Source organism: Pedobacter sp. BMA (assembly GCF_001027745.1).
Classification (GTDB): Bacteria; Bacteroidota; Bacteroidia; order Sphingobacteriales; family Sphingobacteriaceae; genus Pedobacter.
Genome location: NZ_LECU01000002.1, coordinates 419,838 through 437,703, shown reverse-complemented (window position 1 = coordinate 437,703; position 17,866 = coordinate 419,838). Strand labels below are relative to the sequence as shown.

The 17,866-nt window shown below is 36.5% G+C and carries 18 protein-coding genes; 7 read left to right on the top strand and 11 right to left on the bottom strand.

Features of this window, described 5'->3' with window-relative positions; all coding sequences use genetic code 11:
- Nucleotides 1–112: 112 nt before the first annotated feature.
- On the bottom strand, nt 113–820 hold the full coding sequence (locus AB669_RS04310) for a hypothetical protein (protein WP_047798034.1): 708 nt from the start codon (nt 818–820) through the stop codon (nt 113–115).
- The gene (locus AB669_RS04305) at nt 817–1,680 is read right to left on the bottom strand and encodes a sensor histidine kinase (protein WP_197082344.1); all 864 of its coding nucleotides are present in this window, start codon (nt 1,678–1,680) and stop codon (nt 817–819) included. Before AB669_RS04305 ends, AB669_RS04310 begins: the two co-directional genes overlap by 4 nt.
- A 293-nt stretch (nt 1,681–1,973) precedes the next feature.
- Here AB669_RS04305 and AB669_RS22060 point away from each other — a divergent pair, with 293 nt between their 5' ends.
- A complete protein-coding gene (locus tag AB669_RS22060; RefSeq protein WP_156166663.1) occupies nt 1,974–2,117 on the top strand; it encodes a hypothetical protein in 144 nt (47 codons plus the stop codon).
- Here AB669_RS22060 and AB669_RS04300 read toward each other — a convergent pair whose 3' ends face one another.
- Entirely contained in the window at nt 2,118–2,834 is a 717-nt protein-coding gene (locus AB669_RS04300; protein ID WP_047798032.1) for a LytTR family DNA-binding domain-containing protein, read from the bottom strand.
- A gap of 320 nt (nt 2,835–3,154) precedes the next feature.
- Between AB669_RS04300 and AB669_RS04295 the strand changes: the two genes are divergently transcribed.
- The 3 genes from AB669_RS04295 (at nt 3,155) to AB669_RS04285 (ending at nt 4,745) form a co-directional block, all read left to right on the top strand.
- Complete coding sequence (locus AB669_RS04295; protein WP_047798031.1) at nt 3,155–3,739, top strand: Crp/Fnr family transcriptional regulator; 585 nt, start codon at nt 3,155–3,157, stop codon at nt 3,737–3,739.
- A 210-nt stretch (nt 3,740–3,949) separates the two neighbouring features.
- Nucleotides 3,950–4,492, top strand: coding sequence for a MauE/DoxX family redox-associated membrane protein (locus tag AB669_RS04290; RefSeq protein ID WP_053058256.1), 543 nt, complete (start codon nt 3,950–3,952; stop codon nt 4,490–4,492).
- Nucleotides 4,458–4,745 (top strand): hypothetical protein, encoded by a 288-nt coding sequence (locus AB669_RS04285; protein ID WP_047798030.1) that lies wholly within the window; start codon nt 4,458–4,460, stop codon nt 4,743–4,745. Before AB669_RS04290 ends, AB669_RS04285 begins: the two co-directional genes overlap by 35 nt.
- Nucleotides 4,746–4,775: 30 nt before the next feature.
- Here AB669_RS04285 and AB669_RS04280 read toward each other — a convergent pair whose 3' ends face one another.
- The 5 genes from AB669_RS04280 to AB669_RS04260 all read right to left on the bottom strand — a co-directional run bounded on the left by AB669_RS04280 (nt 4,776) and on the right by AB669_RS04260 (nt 13,004).
- Entirely contained in the window at nt 4,776–6,125 is a 1,350-nt protein-coding gene (locus tag AB669_RS04280; RefSeq protein ID WP_047798029.1) for a TlpA disulfide reductase family protein, read from the bottom strand.
- A gap of 2 nt (nt 6,126–6,127) precedes the next feature.
- Entirely contained in the window at nt 6,128–7,501 is a 1,374-nt protein-coding gene (locus tag AB669_RS04275) for a RagB/SusD family nutrient uptake outer membrane protein (RefSeq protein WP_047798028.1), read from the bottom strand.
- A gap of 5 nt (nt 7,502–7,506) precedes the next feature.
- A complete protein-coding gene (locus AB669_RS04270) occupies nt 7,507–10,974 on the bottom strand; it encodes a SusC/RagA family TonB-linked outer membrane protein (protein WP_053058255.1) in 3,468 nt (1,155 codons plus the stop codon).
- 304 nt (nt 10,975–11,278) lie between these two features.
- Entirely contained in the window at nt 11,279–12,406 is a 1,128-nt protein-coding gene (locus AB669_RS04265) for a FecR family protein (RefSeq protein WP_156166661.1), read from the bottom strand.
- Between the two features lie 31 nt (nt 12,407–12,437).
- Nucleotides 12,438–13,004: an RNA polymerase sigma factor gene (locus AB669_RS04260; protein WP_047798027.1), complete on the bottom strand. Its 567-nt coding sequence runs from the start codon at nt 13,002–13,004 to the stop codon at nt 12,438–12,440.
- A 497-nt stretch (nt 13,005–13,501) separates the two neighbouring features.
- Here AB669_RS04260 and AB669_RS04255 point away from each other — a divergent pair, with 497 nt between their 5' ends.
- A complete protein-coding gene (locus AB669_RS04255) occupies nt 13,502–13,921 on the top strand; it encodes a hypothetical protein (RefSeq protein ID WP_047798026.1) in 420 nt (139 codons plus the stop codon).
- Between the two features lie 88 nt (nt 13,922–14,009).
- Complete coding sequence (locus AB669_RS04250) at nt 14,010–14,171, top strand: hypothetical protein (RefSeq protein WP_156166660.1); 162 nt, start codon at nt 14,010–14,012, stop codon at nt 14,169–14,171.
- 223 nt (nt 14,172–14,394) lie between these two features.
- Here the strand turns inward: AB669_RS04250 and AB669_RS04245 are convergent, their stop codons facing one another.
- Genes AB669_RS04245 through AB669_RS04235 form a run of 3 tightly spaced genes read right to left on the bottom strand, consistent with a single transcriptional unit; the run spans nt 14,395 to nt 16,808 of the window.
- On the bottom strand, nt 14,395–14,727 hold the full coding sequence (locus AB669_RS04245; RefSeq protein WP_047798024.1) for a hypothetical protein: 333 nt from the start codon (nt 14,725–14,727) through the stop codon (nt 14,395–14,397).
- Nucleotides 14,728–14,735: 8 nt separating this feature from the next.
- Nucleotides 14,736–16,154, bottom strand: a complete 1,419-nt coding sequence (locus AB669_RS22305; protein WP_047798023.1) for a hypothetical protein — start codon at nt 16,152–16,154, stop codon at nt 14,736–14,738.
- A gap of 27 nt (nt 16,155–16,181) precedes the next feature.
- Complete coding sequence (locus AB669_RS04235) at nt 16,182–16,808, bottom strand: Crp/Fnr family transcriptional regulator (RefSeq protein ID WP_053058253.1); 627 nt, start codon at nt 16,806–16,808, stop codon at nt 16,182–16,184.
- A 182-nt stretch (nt 16,809–16,990) separates the two neighbouring features.
- Between AB669_RS04235 and AB669_RS04230 the strand changes: the two genes are divergently transcribed.
- The gene (locus AB669_RS04230) at nt 16,991–17,866 is read left to right on the top strand and encodes an RteC domain-containing protein (RefSeq protein ID WP_197082342.1); all 876 of its coding nucleotides are present in this window, start codon (nt 16,991–16,993) and stop codon (nt 17,864–17,866) included.

Below are 17,866 nucleotides of genomic sequence, written 5' to 3'. Positions count from 1 at the left end.
AATGCTTTTCCATTGCAAAGCTATGGCCTGTCCCAAATAGAAAAGTGTTTGTTCAAAAGTTTAGTTAATTCAAAAATGTTGCGACAACATGAATGCGTGTTTTGAAAATTTATCATTTATGATTTAAACACTGAGCCATCGATATAGCAATATGGAGTTCTTTATATTGTACACCAAGTTGTAATATAGTGATCAAATAATCACTTTTCATTCCCATTATTGCTCGTTTGAACTGGGTTTCCAAAGATTCAGGTAGATCCATTTCCCTAATCAATTCTAAGAAGGAAACTTCTTGGAAAGCGTTACTAATTACCTCTTTTAAATCTTTCTCAAAGTGCCAATTTTGGCAAGCTACTTTCATTTCGCCGAATGTTGAATACGGACTTATATTAATGTCGGTTTCGCAAATGATGTGGTTAGCCAATGTTTCATTGTCAGCATTATTTGAAATATTTAAGATGACGGTGATAAAGCTTAAATAACGTTCCATGCTTGCTTTCCAGTTGATTTTCCAAAAATCAAAATGAAAAAGTCTTTCCACAAAATCATGATCCCAGACTAGCCTTGAACGAATGCCGTCTAGTGCGTTGCTGATTGCTATCTTGCAGGAGTACGGTTCTTTAATCTTAAATAGTGCCATCAAAGTTGGTATAGCATACCAACTTCCTGAGCGCTCGACACCTTTGCATATTTCTATAATTTCTGAAGGTTTGTCAGCTATCCTAAGCTCTTGAATGACAATTGATTCTTTTGCCCCATCTTCGTCTTCAAAATTACCATTGATCATCATTGTAACTAAATTTCTTGCTTCGAGAGTCATATTGCTATAGATTTTTTTTGGTATTCCCTTAGGTTAATCCTAAGATCAACCAAAAATAGGTTGTGGTGTAATGAATGTGTGAAAGTGAAGTTGTCCTGATAGGATGTTTTGAGCCTCTCTCTGATGTTACTTAAACCCAATTTGCTGGTTTCCTCGGCATTTGGATGATCTGAAAGATTGGAGGAATGAAAGATTATCGTACTTGAATCGCTGGTAATCATAATCTTAGTCGGGCAATCACTAGAAAGTACATTTCCATGCTTGAAAATATTTTCAACCAAAGTAAGAAGTATGATAGGAATAATTTTTATATTCCCGTCTTGAATATCTATAGTGTATTCCAGATTTAGGTAATTTTCAAAACGCAGACGATTCAATTTGATCATATTGCCAATTTGTTCAACTTCACTGGCTAAGTCTACAAATCCATCTTTACTTTCTTTAAGTGCATATCTCATTATATCCGCTAGACATGATATTGCTTCCCTTGCGTTCCCAGGATCATGCTTGGCTGCGGTACGTATAAATGTAAGTGTGTTGAATAAAAGATGAGGATTGATCTGAGCTCGCAAAAACTCCTTTTCGGAGATCAACAACTTGCTTTTTAGTTTTTCAATTTCGAGTTCCGATCTGAGCTCAGTTTCTTTCTGTATCAGGTTTCTTTTTAGCAGATAGTATGCAGTAGCAAATAACAAGAAATAAATGCCCCTCCACAAAGTTGGAATTAAGAATTTATAATGCAGACTCGCCTTAACGAAGCTATCAACAGTGAAGTTTCCAAGGATTTTTGATATTCCAGAGGCTAATAAAAAGTATATAGCCAATTCTAATAGAAAAAACACTACGTATTTCCATTTCATTCCAGTTTTACCGGTGCCAAAATGATAAAGTAACCACCAGATGTGAAAATATACCAAAGAAATATTAAGGAAATAATATAACACATAATGCAGGATCGGTCTATTTGCATCAATAATGGAAGTGGCAACAATGACTTCCCCTAAGATGAAAATTACCCAGAATACGATATGGAACACAGGCTCCAGATACATCTTTTTAGTGCTGTTATATAATAAATGGTACATGATATATAATATAAATGTTAGCCATAAATCCCTAAAGTACAATTGGACTTTACTTAAAACCTAAAGTCATGAAAAATCACAAACACCCCGTATTAATCAAGCGTACTGTATTTAAATTTATGAAATCCAATAACGTCGACAAAAAGAATTCGACTGACCCGACAACTTCTGTTTTTACCACGGTAACTGTATCTACAAACGCTATACGTTAGTTAGTTTAGCCTATTTTTTTTAATGAATTCCCTTATGGCTGGCCGGTAAACCTTACCAATATTAAAGTACATCCCATCAGTCATAAGGGCTCTATAGCCCTCTATCTTTTCTAAAAAATTAACAGATATGATGGTTGACTTTGCCACCCTAAAAAAAGTTTCTTTCTTGAGCAGCTTTTGCTCAAGGCCTTTGAGTTGTATATAGGTTATCTTTTCTCCTTTTGTTGTATGGATATTGATGTAATTTTCCAATGCTTCAATGTAAATAATATCGTCATAAAAAATTTTGAGCATACTATTCTTATCATCACCCTTAACAAAAAGAACTTTTTCATCTTTCCCAAATTGTTCATCTTCCTTCGCTTTGCTAAGAACCTTTATCTGTCTAACAAATTTATCATATCTCACCGGCTTCATTAAATAGCCTGAAGCATCAGCTTCATATGTTTCGGGACCATGGAATCTATGTGCGGTTACATAGACTAGGAAATCACAATATTCATTTAACAATGGCGCTGCTTCAAGTCCTCCAACAATAGGCATGCTTATATCGCAAAAAATAACATTAACCTTACCTGTTTCCCTTAAGAAGAGAATTGCATCGCTGACATTTGTGAATGTTTTTTCGACGAATACATCTGGTGTTACTTCGATGATCTCATTTAAATCGGTAATAGCATGAGGCTCATCATCAATAATAATACTGCTAAGTTCCATAAAGTTAAGTGCTTGATGAGAATCACAATATCGCAAATGTCTTCTAAATTAGCAAGTGATACTCCGAAATGGAGACAATGGTCAGGTTTTCAGAAGGTCAAAAAACTGACTGTTTTGGTACCTGTTATATAAAATTTGATACCTGTTATATAAAATTTTTGATTTGAAGATCATCTCACTTTAGATTGCCAATTAGAAATTATCAATTAACAGATCATTTCGACTTTAGTTCTTTACCTCGCCGTCGGAAGCAAGGACACAACGAAAGGGGCAATGCCCCCTTTCATTGTATTGACGAGTCGAAAGACAATTTTATTTTTATGGTACGGGAAGAACATTATCAAGCTCTTACGTGCGCCCTTGCCGAAATACATGACCTCTCAGACGCTCTAATTAATGCGCTAAGACCCTTGGCAAATGAGCGATCGTATAGAAAAAATCAACAGATTTTGAATGTTGGAGATGAGCAGCAGTCAATCTACTTCATCATCTCCGGATATGCTCGGGAAGTGACTCCAAATGTAGAGCAGAGCCATGGGCAGACTACCTGGTTTTGGTTCACAGGAGATTTCGTGTTTCATAATGGTTTTTTTAGCAAGCAGTCTTCGGAAATTGATGTAGAAATATATCACGACACCACATTGGTTGAAATCAGCTATGAAAATTTACTCATCCTAACGTCGAAGTTTCCTGAAGTATATATTCTGGGAGAAAAACTGAGGATGTACTATGATCGATTTCGAAAACAACACACTTCTGATTTGGTAAGCTTAAGAAGATGGGAGCATTTCGAGTTATTCTATTCACTTCATAAATTACTTTTTAACATTGCTAGACATAGAGATATCGCTTCTTTTCTTGGGATCAGAAATCATGGGCTTAACAGGTATTTCAAAAACCAATAGCTGACTTGAATTGGTTACAATGGTTCCATTAACTGGCAACAATAGTATAGTATTCTTTTAAGGAATACATCCGAAATTTGATTAGCGCAACAATTAAGTGTGCATCAATCAGAAAGGAGTGCTGTGACAAAGAGTGAAATTATGTAATGGGAAACAAGGATTCCCTGTGGCGGATACCACGTCATCGATGAATAATCAATCAAGTATATTATGAAAACATTGAAAGTTAAAGTTATTTCAATTTGCATTGATCCAAAGACAAAAGAATTTTTCGTTTTACTGATCAATATCATTCTCGCCTCGCTTTTCGCCTATACGGCATACGAAAAGATTATGGACCATGAACGGTTTATGAATGGAATTGCTAGAGTTGAACTGATAGGAAAATTTGCCTTTTTCATTAGTTGGACAGTCCCAATTGTCGAGCTCCTGATTTCAGTGCTATTATTAATACCAGAAACTGCAAAGATTGGACTTTGGTGCTTTTTAGGAGTGATGATAATTTTTACAATGTATATTTTGATCGCGTTGATCTGGGCGAGTAAGCTTCCATGTCATTGCGGGGGTGTCATCGAAACATTAACCTGGACGGAACATCTTTGGTTTAACATAGGATTTATCCTTCTTTCAATCATAGCCATTCGTCTAAGTAATACCTTAAATAAAGAATCACAAAAGTTAAATTTTAAAAATTATGAACAAAGTTCAAAAAATGATCATGAGCTTCGCAGCAGTTGCTCTGATAGTGGGTAGTAGCGCTTTTACAGCAAAAAATAAGCGAGCTGTAATTAGATATTATAAAGTTGACGCAATTAATTATCCGAATGCGTCCGATCCTAACGGATATCAATATTTCTCTGGCGATCGTTGCGAAAATGGAGGGTCGTTATGCTCCATGGAATGGGATTTAGGAAGTAATCCAAGTCCAACTGCCGACGGAACACCACTTCCAACAACTGGGGTAACGCAACAAAGTGATACACTTGAACCTGGTCATTTTGAATAAAGATTAAAAGGGGAATAAAATCCCCTTTTATTATAAATCTTTAAAAACTATGACGTCTGCTACGGCAGATTTTACGACTATTCGTAAACCATATTTTTTTAGTTGCCCATTTAAATCGCTGATGTTTTTCAAGTCGCCTTTAATGTTCAGATCAACATTTCCCGAAATCCCTGTATGATCTAGTAAGGGCATGTCTGATAATTGAAGGTAGTAACCAGACAACCTTTCGAAGAAAATGGAAAATGGAATGTTGGATGATTTATAACTGTACCTATCAAATTCTTCGTTACTCTCAACGGCAACAGATTTTATATTAATTTTTGGATCAATTCTTTCCAAAACTAGACAACTATCAACTAATAATTTTTCAATATTAACGGCAATCTTAAGGGGGTCACCAAAGTTTCGATCTAGGTCTGATTTTACCCAGTTAAGTAATTGCTTTCGATTAAGTGTGGTAGATTTAGGCCAGATTAATTCATAGCACGCCCCGTTCTTGATTAAAAAGTCAGTATATTCTTGACCACGCGAATCACTTTTCAAACGGGCAAGCTTTCTTTCATCAGTTATTTCATATCTTATTCTGCCCTTACTTAATATACTAGGTGTCATTTGTCCGTAGTATAACATTGCATACATATGAGTGTATTGATTTGCTACGGAAGTATTCATCGAAAAGTAATGAATACCATCATAGTGTGTTTGACTTTTTAATCCGGGGATATAGTTGCTAACGGTGGTCTGGCTTAATCTATTACTATCTGTCGATACACTTTGTGTGCTACCAATTTCTGAATAAGAAACGTTAAAGATGGGTCTTTTTAAATCTATATTAGCCGTACTTCTATCTGTCCGGCTATTAATGTTCTTAGTGTTTTTTTTGAGCGCCTGACTAATCAATTCTACCGTCAACTCCTTATCAGTTGTTTTTGCAATAATCTTTCCATTTTCATCTATCCACACGTAATATGGCAAAGCTCCTATGTTGAACATCTTCTTGATAGCTATGTCATTATACACGGTCATAACCTTTTTGCCATTTAAAGAAAGGTAGTTATCCGCAAACCTTTTAACCCTTTCAAGAGGTTCATCAGTAATAGGCAAAAATTGAACTTTATCTCCAAATTCCTTTTGTAGACTGTCCATCTTAGGGATATTTGCAATGCAAGGAGCACACCAGGTGCCCCAAAAGTCAAGGATCAAAAGTTTTCCCCTGAAATCGCCCGTATTGGACAAATTCGTTTTGTGATTTAAAATATTTGGAATGACTATTTCTGGTAAAGTATCTCCTAATTTTAGGAAATTTTGCTGGGCCGAAGTTGTTGACGCTGTGAATATGAATATTGCGATAACCATAAACTTTTCAAATTTTCCTTTCATGATTATCTAATATTTTGTTGAATCCCACTAAGTCTAATTTCAGTTTCATCGATTGGCAAAACATACTTACTGTCTTGGGGAGCTAATGTGTAGGTCTGTCCATTTACGGTCCTTGTAAGTGTTGACCGAAACCTTGAGTCTCTATTCAGCCTTCTTAAATCTGACCACCTAACTCCACGAAATATCAATTCTTTTCTACGTTCTATTAATATTTTCCCCAGCGCATCATCAGGAGTAGTGGCTGTTATGTCTTGAAATGTACCAAGCCATCTTGTTCTTAATAGATAATTAAGATCTTTGAGCGCGTCATCCTTATTTCCTTTCCTAGCATAGCATTCGGCTCTAATTAAATATAGTTCATCTATTGTTAAACCGCCGAATAAATTTTTATCTCCATTATAGCTTCCCTTATAGGTCATCCCCCCAGATGCATTTGTAAAATATATAGTTCTTCGTAAATCATTTAGAGCGTATGATGAAAATAGTAATGGGTCAACCAGCAACCTACTTGCTGCAAAAATACCATAACTGAAAGTACTCTGAAATATGACCTCAGTATTAAACCTCGCTATAGGATATGTTGCAGCCGCGTTTAGTGCAGAAAAATTCATAAGAGTATTTCTGACCTGCAGCGCAGAATCTGCATAGAGGAAAGCCTGATCATAAGATTCCATAGATAGATATATTCTTGAAAGCATTGAATAGGCAGCATGTTTTGATGGTCTTGTTTTGACTGATGGTTCAATTGGAAGTAATGAAATAGATTTCCTTAGATCGTCGATAATCTGTGCATAAGTCTGTTGCAGGTTTCCTCTGCTTACAGAGATGTTAACATTTGGCTCAGTTCTAATCGGAATCCCAAGATCTGAGGATGCTGTTGCCTCTAGGTAAGGTTTACAATATTGTTGTGATAGGCTATAGTAGTCAAATGCACGAAAGAAAAGTGCGCTTCCCTTCGCATTGTTCCAACTTAATAGCTCAGTTTGCGATGGAGATATTTTATCGAGACCTTCCAAAATTATGTTTGCGTTTAAAATTCGCTTATATGCACCTGCCCAATCTGCACTTGGTTCTCCATTATAAAAATTTTCCGTGTTAGACCATATAAAGGCCGACTTTTCTTCACTGCTGAACAGCGAAGAATATGATGCATTCAATAAGAAAAAGTCTCCTGCTGACATTTCTCCGGCGCCTCCCGCCTGAGAATTAAAAATAAGTGTGGTATTGTCCAATAGGGCCTGAAAGTCTTTAATGGTAGTAGGTACAACTAATGATTTTTCAGGCTTAATATCTAGCCAATCTTTTCTACATGAAGTAAAAATCACGATATTTATGAGGAGCGTAACGGCTACTAAAGTGTTTATTTGATATTTCATATCGGTTAAAAGTTAGTTTTTATTCCAAAAGAAATACTTTTGGGTGTTAGATTTAAAAGTCTGTTATTGATTGTTGGAACAACATCGGGATCTAACCCATAGTCACTTTTTCTCCAGAGAATGCCTAAATTATTTGCATATACATATAACTGAATTTGTGCAAATGGAATTTTCTTCCAGTTTGATTTGTCCAAGGTGTAAGCTAACGAAACATCCTGCAACCGAATATGATCGCCTGGTTCAACTGTAGCATTTGTTCCTTGATAAAATTGATCCCTTAACGCCGTCACATTATAAGGCGCTATAGATGGGGTATTTGTAATATGTTCATCACCAGGCTTTTGCCATCGATCTATAAAATCTTTATTCATATTCATACTCAGTCCGCGATTGTACATATTGAAATAATTCACCGTCGACCTTCTGAAATAATATCCGAGTTTGTAACTTATGTTGAATGATAGAGCTATGTTTTTGTAGGTTAACCTGTTATTTAAACCGCCAAAAACAGTTGGCCGTGCAGGCCCATCATACTCAAGTTGATCAATCGTTGCACTGTTAATTATAGAACTATAGTTTTTGCTAATTTCACTATTAAGATACCCACGGGGGTCTCCGTTTGCAGGATCAAGTCCAGCAGAAGGATAACTGTAGATACCAAATACTGGCCGACCGATTATTGGCTTGTTGTTGAAAGTTCCTCCAACGTAATTGACGCTGTTTGGGTCGATTACATCATACTTGGTTACCTTATCCTTAACAAAGGAAAATAACAGGGAACTAGTCCATCCGAATTTGCCTTTTAGATTTTGGGAGTTGATAGCAAAATCGAGTCCATCCGCTACCATATCCGAATAGTTGCCCCTTTGCGTTGTTATTCCAGTATTGGCAGCAAAAGCACGATCGCCCAATATATCTTCTCCTTTTTTATGATAGTACTCAATTGTTCCGCTGAGAAAGTTTCCTTTCAACATAAAATCAATCCCTATGTTCAGAATACCAATTTTTTCCCAGCGGAGCTCTGGATTTCCTATACTGACAATATTCGCATAAGTTTGATTTGTATAAAGTGCACCATTCGGACTATATCTAAAAGTAGTTATACCTGTATTTCCTTTATCAAGGTTTCCATTATAGCCATATGAAGTTCTTAATACCAGTTTAGGAATCAGACTTGATGTGTAAAACTTCTCCTTATTTATATTCCAAAGCGCTCCAATTGACCACAATGGCACGTTCTTTTGATTTGTTTTTACTCCAAAATAATTTGACCCATCGATTCTTGCACTTGCAGAGAGAGTGTATACATTATTATAGCTGTAGCTTATATTTCCAAAAGTAGAACGGAAGCGGTCAAGGCGAGCGGTTATCGGTGAATAGGTATTAATAGTTCCAGTACCAGAAGGATTTAAATTAACTGTGGTGACAGAATTGACCTGACCAAATGTACCTAGTTCATCATTATAACCATAATAGGTATTCCCATAAGCATCGGTGGTAAATTCAGAAAGTTCATATCCCACCAAGGCAGAGATGGAATTTTTTGCGAAATCTCTCTGGAAATTGAGCTGGGTTCTGATGTTGTTAGAAATGGTTTTGCCATTATTAATATTTAGTACCCCGCCAATAGGTACATTGTATCCATTCACTTTATTTGCAGTTAATATGGAGTACTGGTTAATGAGATTTCTTGCCTGATAGGACTCAATTCCATTTAGCAATCTCCCCGTATTATCTATCTGTTGAAATTGATATTTAATTTCGGCATTTAATCCGTTGAGAATGCTGTATTGGAGGCCTGTTGTTAGGCGGAGATCGTTATTCTTCGTGTTTGTGGGAAAACGACCAATCTCGTTAAGCGGTATATATATCCAATCCAGAAAACCTCTCGCTATTGATGCCTGTTTAAATGAGCTACTATAATCTCTATCAAAAGTTAATGGAATTCCATCGGCATTAGCTAGGTTGTAATATGGTAAAAAGTTTGTACCCGAAGATACTGCCCCAAAAGTATTATCAGTCTGTGAATTTGAGCGGACGTAGTAAATCCCGGCTTGAACTTCAAGGTCTTTTATTGGACGGAAGGTATTTTGACTGTTTATTGTCAACCTATCATTGTCATTTCCCTTGATGTTAAATCTTAATTTATCGTAACCGGTCGATAAATAATATGTCGCTTTCGAGGTTGCCCCGCTTATTGAAAGTTGGTATTGTTGTGAAAGTGGATTTCTATAAAAATATTTCAGTTCTTCATTGCGATAGTCATTCGATCGCAAAGCCTTTAACTGCCTCTCCGTCTCATCGGATGACTGTCCATTGCGCTGAAGATTTAATATTTGGACAACAGGAGAAATGACAGGAAAATTGACGACATCATTTATGCTCGCATCATATTTACCATTTTTGAATAAAAATGTTTCTAGATTAATATATTCTGAGGATGGAAGATAATTCGGATTATAAAACGGGTTGACCATTTTTGAAGTAGTCAAATTAGCATTCATCGATATATTGAGATCCTGCCCAACTTTGCCTCGCTTTGTGGTAATGACAATTACCCCATTACCAGCTCTAACTCCCCATATTGATGCAGCAGCAGCATCTTTCAATACGGTAATTGTTTCTACATCGTTGGGGTTAATTGTATTTATGTCACCATTAAACGGAAAATTATCGACAACGATTAATGGTTGGTCATTTGCGAATATAGTACTCCTGCCACGAATCGATAGATCATTTTTCCCTGCATTAGTTGAAAGTGTATTTCGATTAAAAAGAAGGCCACTAGTTATCCCTTCAAGTTTACTAAGAATGTCTGGTGCAACTCTTGCCTCAAGCATGTCTCTATTTGGCTGAACAAAACTTCCCGTGGCTCTTTCTTTTGAGATATTCTGATAACCGGTACTGACGATCTTAACCTCTTCAAGCATCCGTTCAGATTCAACTAATACTATGACTAATTCATTTTTGTTAAGCTGAGAGAATGAAAATTCTTGCTCTTTAAAACCTAATGAGGTTGCTATCAATATGCCTGATTCTGGAAGTTCGCCTAATTTGAACAAACCTTTATCATCTGCGAGCGTTGCAAGGGTTGAGCCCTTTATTTTTATAGTTGCATTTGGAATTGGATCGCCTTTTTCGTCCGTTACAATTCCTCGTATTTCATTATTTGTTGGGCCAGTAGGATTTGTAGGTTTTTTTTTCTGTACAAGTTTCAAAAAAATTGTTTTTTCAATGATCTCAAATTCTAGTTGCCTGGGTTCAAATATTTTCCGTAAAACATCGCTTAATGATTCTGATTTTATTTCGATATCTATTTTGAGCTCTTCATTTAATGTGTTTTTATTGTACCAGAAATCATATCCACTTTGTTGCTCAATCTTATCCATCACAGACCTCAATGTGACCTGTTTTGCGTTGATAGTAATATTTTGCGCTTTAGATTCAGTAGTAAAAAATAATGCTAGCAGCATGATAAGCACATTGCAACGGCTAAATAAACTATTAAGGTATCTCCAGCACGGATCAGAAAACTGGATCCGCGGAGGAGAAGAAAGATGTTTTTGGTGGTGCTTTCTTCTCAGTTGATAAAAAATCATACTTTTGTTTGGTTTGGTTGATAAAATGTTGAGTTAGTCCTTGATATTAATGCGCCAGACTTTGCCGGTGGTGTTCTTCGAAAACACCTCCGGCTTTTTTATCTGGAATCATTAACTAAATTAAATTTCAAATTTTCTACATAGGCGATCTGGGGTTAAAGTGTATTTTTATTGTGTGTTAAGATTTTATTGTCAAGATTTTAGTTCCTTTTTTTTCATTCAATGAAAAATTTACTCCGCTCATCTTTAACAACTTTAGCAGTGTTGATAGATCTGATTTCCTTGAGATTCCACCCGTCAAATACAGGTTTGGAATGTTATTTTCGTACTCGACTTTGATATCATACCATCGTTCTGCCTCATTTAAGATCGATTTTAAATCTGCATCCCTAAACTTTATCTTACCATTTTTCCAGGCCATATTCAAATCCAGATCGCCATCAGTTTTTTTAAAACTTTCGCCATCTGCTATGGATTTCTCTCCTGGTTTCAATATGATGGAAGCAAAATCATTTTTAGTATTTAGTTTAACTGAACCTTCTAGAAGGGTAGTGCTAACATTTTTCTCATAGGTATTAATATTGAAATGAGTTCCAAGAACTGTGAGATTTTGATTTTTGGAAGAAACAATAAATGGGTGGTTTTTGTCTTTCGCTACTTCAAAGTAGGCCTCGCCGCTGACCAGTTTTACCCTACGTTCAGTCCGCTCTCTAAAACTGGTAGGATATTGTAAAACAGTAGCGGCGTTTAGCCATACTTTGGTGCCGTCGGACAATACTATCTTATATTCTCCACCATTAGGTGTGGAAATGGTTTGAGATTCCACCAAGGAATTCATTTTTATTTTTGTTCCATCACTGTAGCTTAATCCAGAGTTGGCTATTTTTACCTCACTTTGATTTGGATCAAGCTCAATAGTTTTTCCATTTGATAGCGTGATCAATGCTGTATTTCCTTTTGGGAAAATTTGTTCTGCTATACGCAGACTTCTGTTTATATTATTCTCTAGTTGGGGGTTACACATATAGATTGCGAAAGCAATGGCAGCTGCGGCAGTCGAAATTGTGATAACAGCCTTTAAAGAACGTGATTTGGATATAGGTAATCTTTTTGAAACTTGTCTTTTGAGTGCTTTAATTTTTTTTCGGGAAATTTCAATTGATTGTTCATTGAATGCAAAGAATGATTTCTCAATCAATGCCTTTTCAGATTCATTGCATTGACCAGAATTGTACTTCCTTAAAAGTTCCCTTGCTTGTTCGTTGTCCATTTCAGCGAGTTGATTTGGACGTAGTACGATTTGCAAATGTTGATCTTAGAATTTTTTCTTAATAAAATTATAATAATAACGGAAATATATTTCCAAGCTTAATTCGGAAGATTTTTAAAGCATTAGATAAGTGTTGCGAGACGTTGTTTTCAGTGATTTCTAATCTCTTAGCAATTTCGGTATGACTTAAATTTTCTTTTCTGCTAAGTTCAAAAACTTGCCTCATTTTTCTGGGAAGCCTTTGGATTTCTTTGTCAATATATTTGCCCAGTTCTTTCTCTCTTATCAAATGATCCGTTTGCTCATTTGTCTTAATTTGATAACTTTTTAAGAAGTCTAAATATTTACTTTCTACTTTTTGATGTGCAAAATGATCAAGAATTCTGCTCCTGATAGATATGTATAGGTAAGACGACAGTTTCCCCCTTTCGGAAAGTGATTCTCTTTTGTTCCATAAGGTTATGAAAAGTTCTTGAACAAAGTCTTTTGCAAGTTCTTCATCCCTAAGCTTTTTGTAAGCGAAAGTGAACATTAAATAAAAGTAGCGGTCGTAAATTTCGGTGTATGCGGAATGGTTTCCATTTTTTAATTGGATTAGTAATTCTGAATCTAAAATTTTTTGAACCTTTGCCATCGCTCATCATATTTTGATGAGCCCCAAGGAGGAGAAGAGCGTGTCTATTTTATGGCAATAGGGCACGGCAACTTACTATCCTCTACTACATGGCTCTGGTGGGCCGACCAACCTTGCGGGAGGCTCCAAGTAAAAAATAAGCAAGCACCGTACCCTATAGCCTGTATAAGGTTTCGATGCAGTACTTACTTCGCTTGGATAAATTTACCAGATTTAGTAACGAAGCTCGTTTGGCAGTCCTAATTGTATATTTAGAACTGCAAAGTTATTAAAAAATACTGTCCTTTAAATTTAGTTTTCGAACTTTCTAAATAGGACATATAGTTGCAAAAAACAATAAAACCATCGAATATCATATATAATTCGATGTAATAAGATGTATTATGACGTAAATATACTAATCTATGACGTAAAATTATGTAAAATTCAATATTTTATTTCAGTTATAACTCTGATTATCTTGAAATGTTCAATAGCATTTTCAATACTATTATTGCATGTCAAAAAAACACAGAGGAAAAATTTTAGCGGAAGTAGCAAAGCGTCATCATCTAACCATAACGAAAATTGCTAAATTGGCTGGTTATACTCAGTCAACATTTTACAAGCATAAATTGCAGTCCGAATTAGATTTTGACGTCCTATACAAATACGCAAAGATCTTAGATTACTATTTTCAGAATGAATTCCCAGAATTTTCTCAGTATCTAGAGGATAACAATTTAGGGCAAGTAGAAAATAGAAGATTGAGTTATAATGATCTGGTTCAAATTATTGAAAAATATAAGGTCAGGGAGGCTGAGGATGCTAAAACTATACTTTCTCATCTCAAGGAGTTAAAGGATTGTTATAAAGAATTAAAAGAAAAACAGATTGAAGTTGAGTCTTTAAGAAGAGAATTGCAACTACTAAAATAGATGGGTACACTATTTAAGGATTTATGTAATAGTTATTATTAGCATGATGTTTGTGCTAATAATAATATATAATTATTATTTTATAATAATGTTACGCAATATAAACATAGTTGAGGGTAAAGATGTTCAAAAATCTATTCCAAATCCTTTGATCAAAATGATTGAAGATAAGAAATGTGTTATCAATGCAATTCGTGAGGGTAAAGATTTGTCTAAATTAAAAGGCATTAATTTTGTCAGCCCTATATAAACTCACCAAATCTGACTCTGGTTCTTATCTTTTTACAACTGACAGTGGGCTAGACTGAACAGTGTTTTTTATTGAATCCCTAGTTACTGAAATAGAAAGAAATATTCATACTGTTTACAGCTTCGGTTTTGAAAAGGCAGGAAACTTTGAGAATGGAAAATTCTCGAATTCATTCGATGAGAAGAGCAAAGCGACCATCATTCATTTATCTAGAGCTCCTATTTTATTTATTAACTGTCCTGGGGTAAAATGGCAAAGTAAACCGCTCATGATTAAATATCATTTGCCACCATTCCCAAAATCTCCAAGGTTTAATGATGAAAGTTCTATAGAGGGTTTTATTAGGGTTTGAGGGATTGTCGGTTTTAAATGCTTCAAATCTGCGCTTCGTTACATCAAAACCTTGGGTTGGTCCACCTTGCTCAGTAAATTCAAAACTACCATCTCGATTTTGATAATGGTAACTTTCCTGAATGAAATATTGAATGGGAGGAGTATTACTTAAAATTATAATTACAGCAACTGTAATTATAATTATCCTGTTGCGTTTTTTCATAGTCTTAATTAGTTACACGGTCCGTTACTTTTAGGGATATTTCCACCTCCTTGATTGATGTCTGAATTTGGATTACTTGATTTTTGTTCTCTTAAAGCGCTTGCCATACCTGCTGGCGTTTTTGCATAGCCTGCACCACCCGGTCCACTGATGCCTATCATTGTTGTAGGGTCTGGGATGGGAATGCCACCAGCCTGACCTGCTTCATATACAAAAGCCGAGCAATTAAAATCAGTAAAATGATATTGTTGTGGTGGATTGCTCACATAATTGATAATCTTTTCAAAGCTTTCACTATTAACGTAATAGGTTGAACTGATGTTGTACTCATCATAGCCATTGTCAATAATTTGAGATTTTGAGTCGAGCTTATCTAGTCCGGAGCCTGTTGGATAAAATCCTATTGTTTGGGTGATGGTGGTACTGCCACTTGTTTTGCTCAGGGATATTGAAACATGACCGAAACTATTTGCGCCAACATTAAAAGAAGTACCTGGCTGTGGCTCCACCACATAAACCCTGACCACAAACGCAGCATTTGGATTTGTAATTTGTGAAAAGCATTCCATCATTTTTTTTGGATCAACTTTATTATTGTTTTCTCCGGGTAGGTTGGATGGGACGGGAGTAGGAGGTGTTGGATTTGTAGAAGGTGAGCCTCCTCCGCCACCACCTCCTCCTCCTCCTGAACTTTCTCCGCCATAGGAATCTCCGCCACCGCCTCCCCAGAAACTCATCCCATCATCATAAAAGGAGTAACTACAAATCTTTTCGGAATGAACTGTGAATTCGCCATTGGCATCTACGTAGCTATCTTGATACCAGGCGCAACTTTCAATGACCTGCATTTTCATCAGTTTGCCCTGAGCACCCTTCAACGGATTCAAATCTCCTAGTACGCCTTGTTTTTGCAGCTCAAAGTTTTCTTTTGGCCCGATTTCTCCAACTTGTTTCCCATCACGATACAATTGACCACCTGTTAGTTTATACGATAAGTCGTACTCAAATACCCGCCCCGTAAAATTTGAATTTAGGACATTTCCTTTCTGAAGGTATATCGCGTCCGGTATAACTTCTATAACACGGGCTTCAATTTCCTTGGTTTTACTGTTTCTCTTTATAGCTAGCTGCCTGTAACCCTGTTCAACGCCTTGGTATAGTGGCCGGCCCGGAAGGGTTAATTTCCAGATGTTGCCATCCTTTATTATGGTGTTTGTCGTAGTCTGCCAATCTAATTGCAAATCATTTATAACAGAACTTTGGTTGGCTTGGTCATTTTGCGCTTGCGCTATGTAAGCCTTGGCATCTGCTAATGTCAGGGTAATATTTTTATGAGATGGGGAAGGGTTTATTTTCTCTGTGCTATCTTTCTTACAAGCGGAAAAAGTAAATAGGAAAAGGGTGAGAATTTTAAGTTTTGTTTTCATAACGGAATTTTGAGGTTTAAAACCATACTAATTTTGGGTGCCGTTTTGTGTCACGTGACACAATCCCAGTTTTTTTCGGTGAATTCTGGACAAGGTTTCCCTGCTGATTCCAAGATAAGAAGCGATGTTGCTTTGAGTGGTTTGTTGTTCGATATCAGGGTATTTTTCAATCAGCATTTCATACCGGTTTTCCGGGGTTTGGGTGCGCAGGAAAAGTGCCCTTTCTTCGCTTAGCAAATAGTACTTCTGGGTAACGATACGGCCAAGCAGATTTCCTTCCTCAAAATCAGCGTAATAACTATTTAACTGGTTCCAGGTCAGTGATTGAAGTTTACAGTCTTCAAGTGCCTCTATATACTCGTAAGCGGGTTTTTGGGTAAAAAAACTATAAACCGAAATCATCAGATCGCCCTTTCCCATGAACCATGTGGTACATTCTTTACCATTGCTGTCAATGAAATAGGCACGCAAGAAACCATGCCTGATAAAGTATAACCTGCGGGCAATTTCACCAGGCTTAAGCAACAGGTGTTTTCGTTTAAATGTTTCGGTGATAACCTCTTCGTTTACGCGCTTCTGAAAGGGTGCGGGTAGCGGGATGATAAAGCCCAATGTCTCTAATAGATCGGCCTCATTTCTAGAATGATTTTTCATGCAGTGTCGATTGTGTCACAAATCAACTTTTCATTGCATTTACCTGAATAATATTGTCCTGTCGGAAGGAGATACTTTTTTAACGGAATTTTTTCGCTTTTGTTTTAGCAGGCTCCTTAAAAATTTCTTCTTTCAATTTCTGATTGACTGCTGCTCAAATCGTTAACCTAAAATGTATGATCATGAACCTAAAGAAACTATCAGAAAAACTGTATGCGGAAGTTTCGCTTCAAGTTGAAGAAAGTACTTCCATTGAAAATTCACTGGAGAAATTCAGGAGTGGTTTAGCGCTCGTTCAAAAAGCGCTGGCTCAATTGAAGATCGAACTCTCCAAGAGTGGCTTTGCAGATGAAGAAGAGGAAATCTATTTTTTTAAGAAGGGAAAGCCTCAGATCTATTCATTATTGATTCTAATCACCGAACGTTATGTAATTGAGACCAGCATGCCGCTTCTGGGTAAGGACAAGCAGATCGCGCATCTGGAATCCCAGCTCTGTTTTATTAACCGATTTTTCAGGCAGAATGAGTTTATCTTTCAATACTACCGCCTTGGGGCCGTTGATCTGGATGATCGGTATTTTACCAGAAATGGAGTTAGCCAGCTGGTAGGTTTTGCTGAAGTTCCCGATGTGGATCCGTCATTTTCAACAGTAGCAGATTACCTTTTCTCTAAGTTCATTGCCTACGAAAAGCTTCAAGAATCGCTTACACAGGAAATTGAAATGCGAAAAGGTGGAGAGGGGGCGATGCACAAAAATGCTTTCAAAGATCTCAAGTGGACAGGAGAAGCGGTAAATATGGTGGAACTGGTTTACGGGATTTATGAAACCAATCAGGTCAATGGTGGCAAGATCAGCCTGTCTGAACTCATGGAATTTTTTGGTCAGGTTTTTCATGTAAATATCTCCGGTTACTTCAAGCGTTTCGCCGATATCAAAAGACGAAAGTCGATGAGCAAGACCCGTTACCTAGATGAAATGCAACAACTGGTATCGAAACGAATTGAGGATAGCGATGCCTGGATTCCTGAGGATCAAAGAAGCCGTTATGGCTTTTAA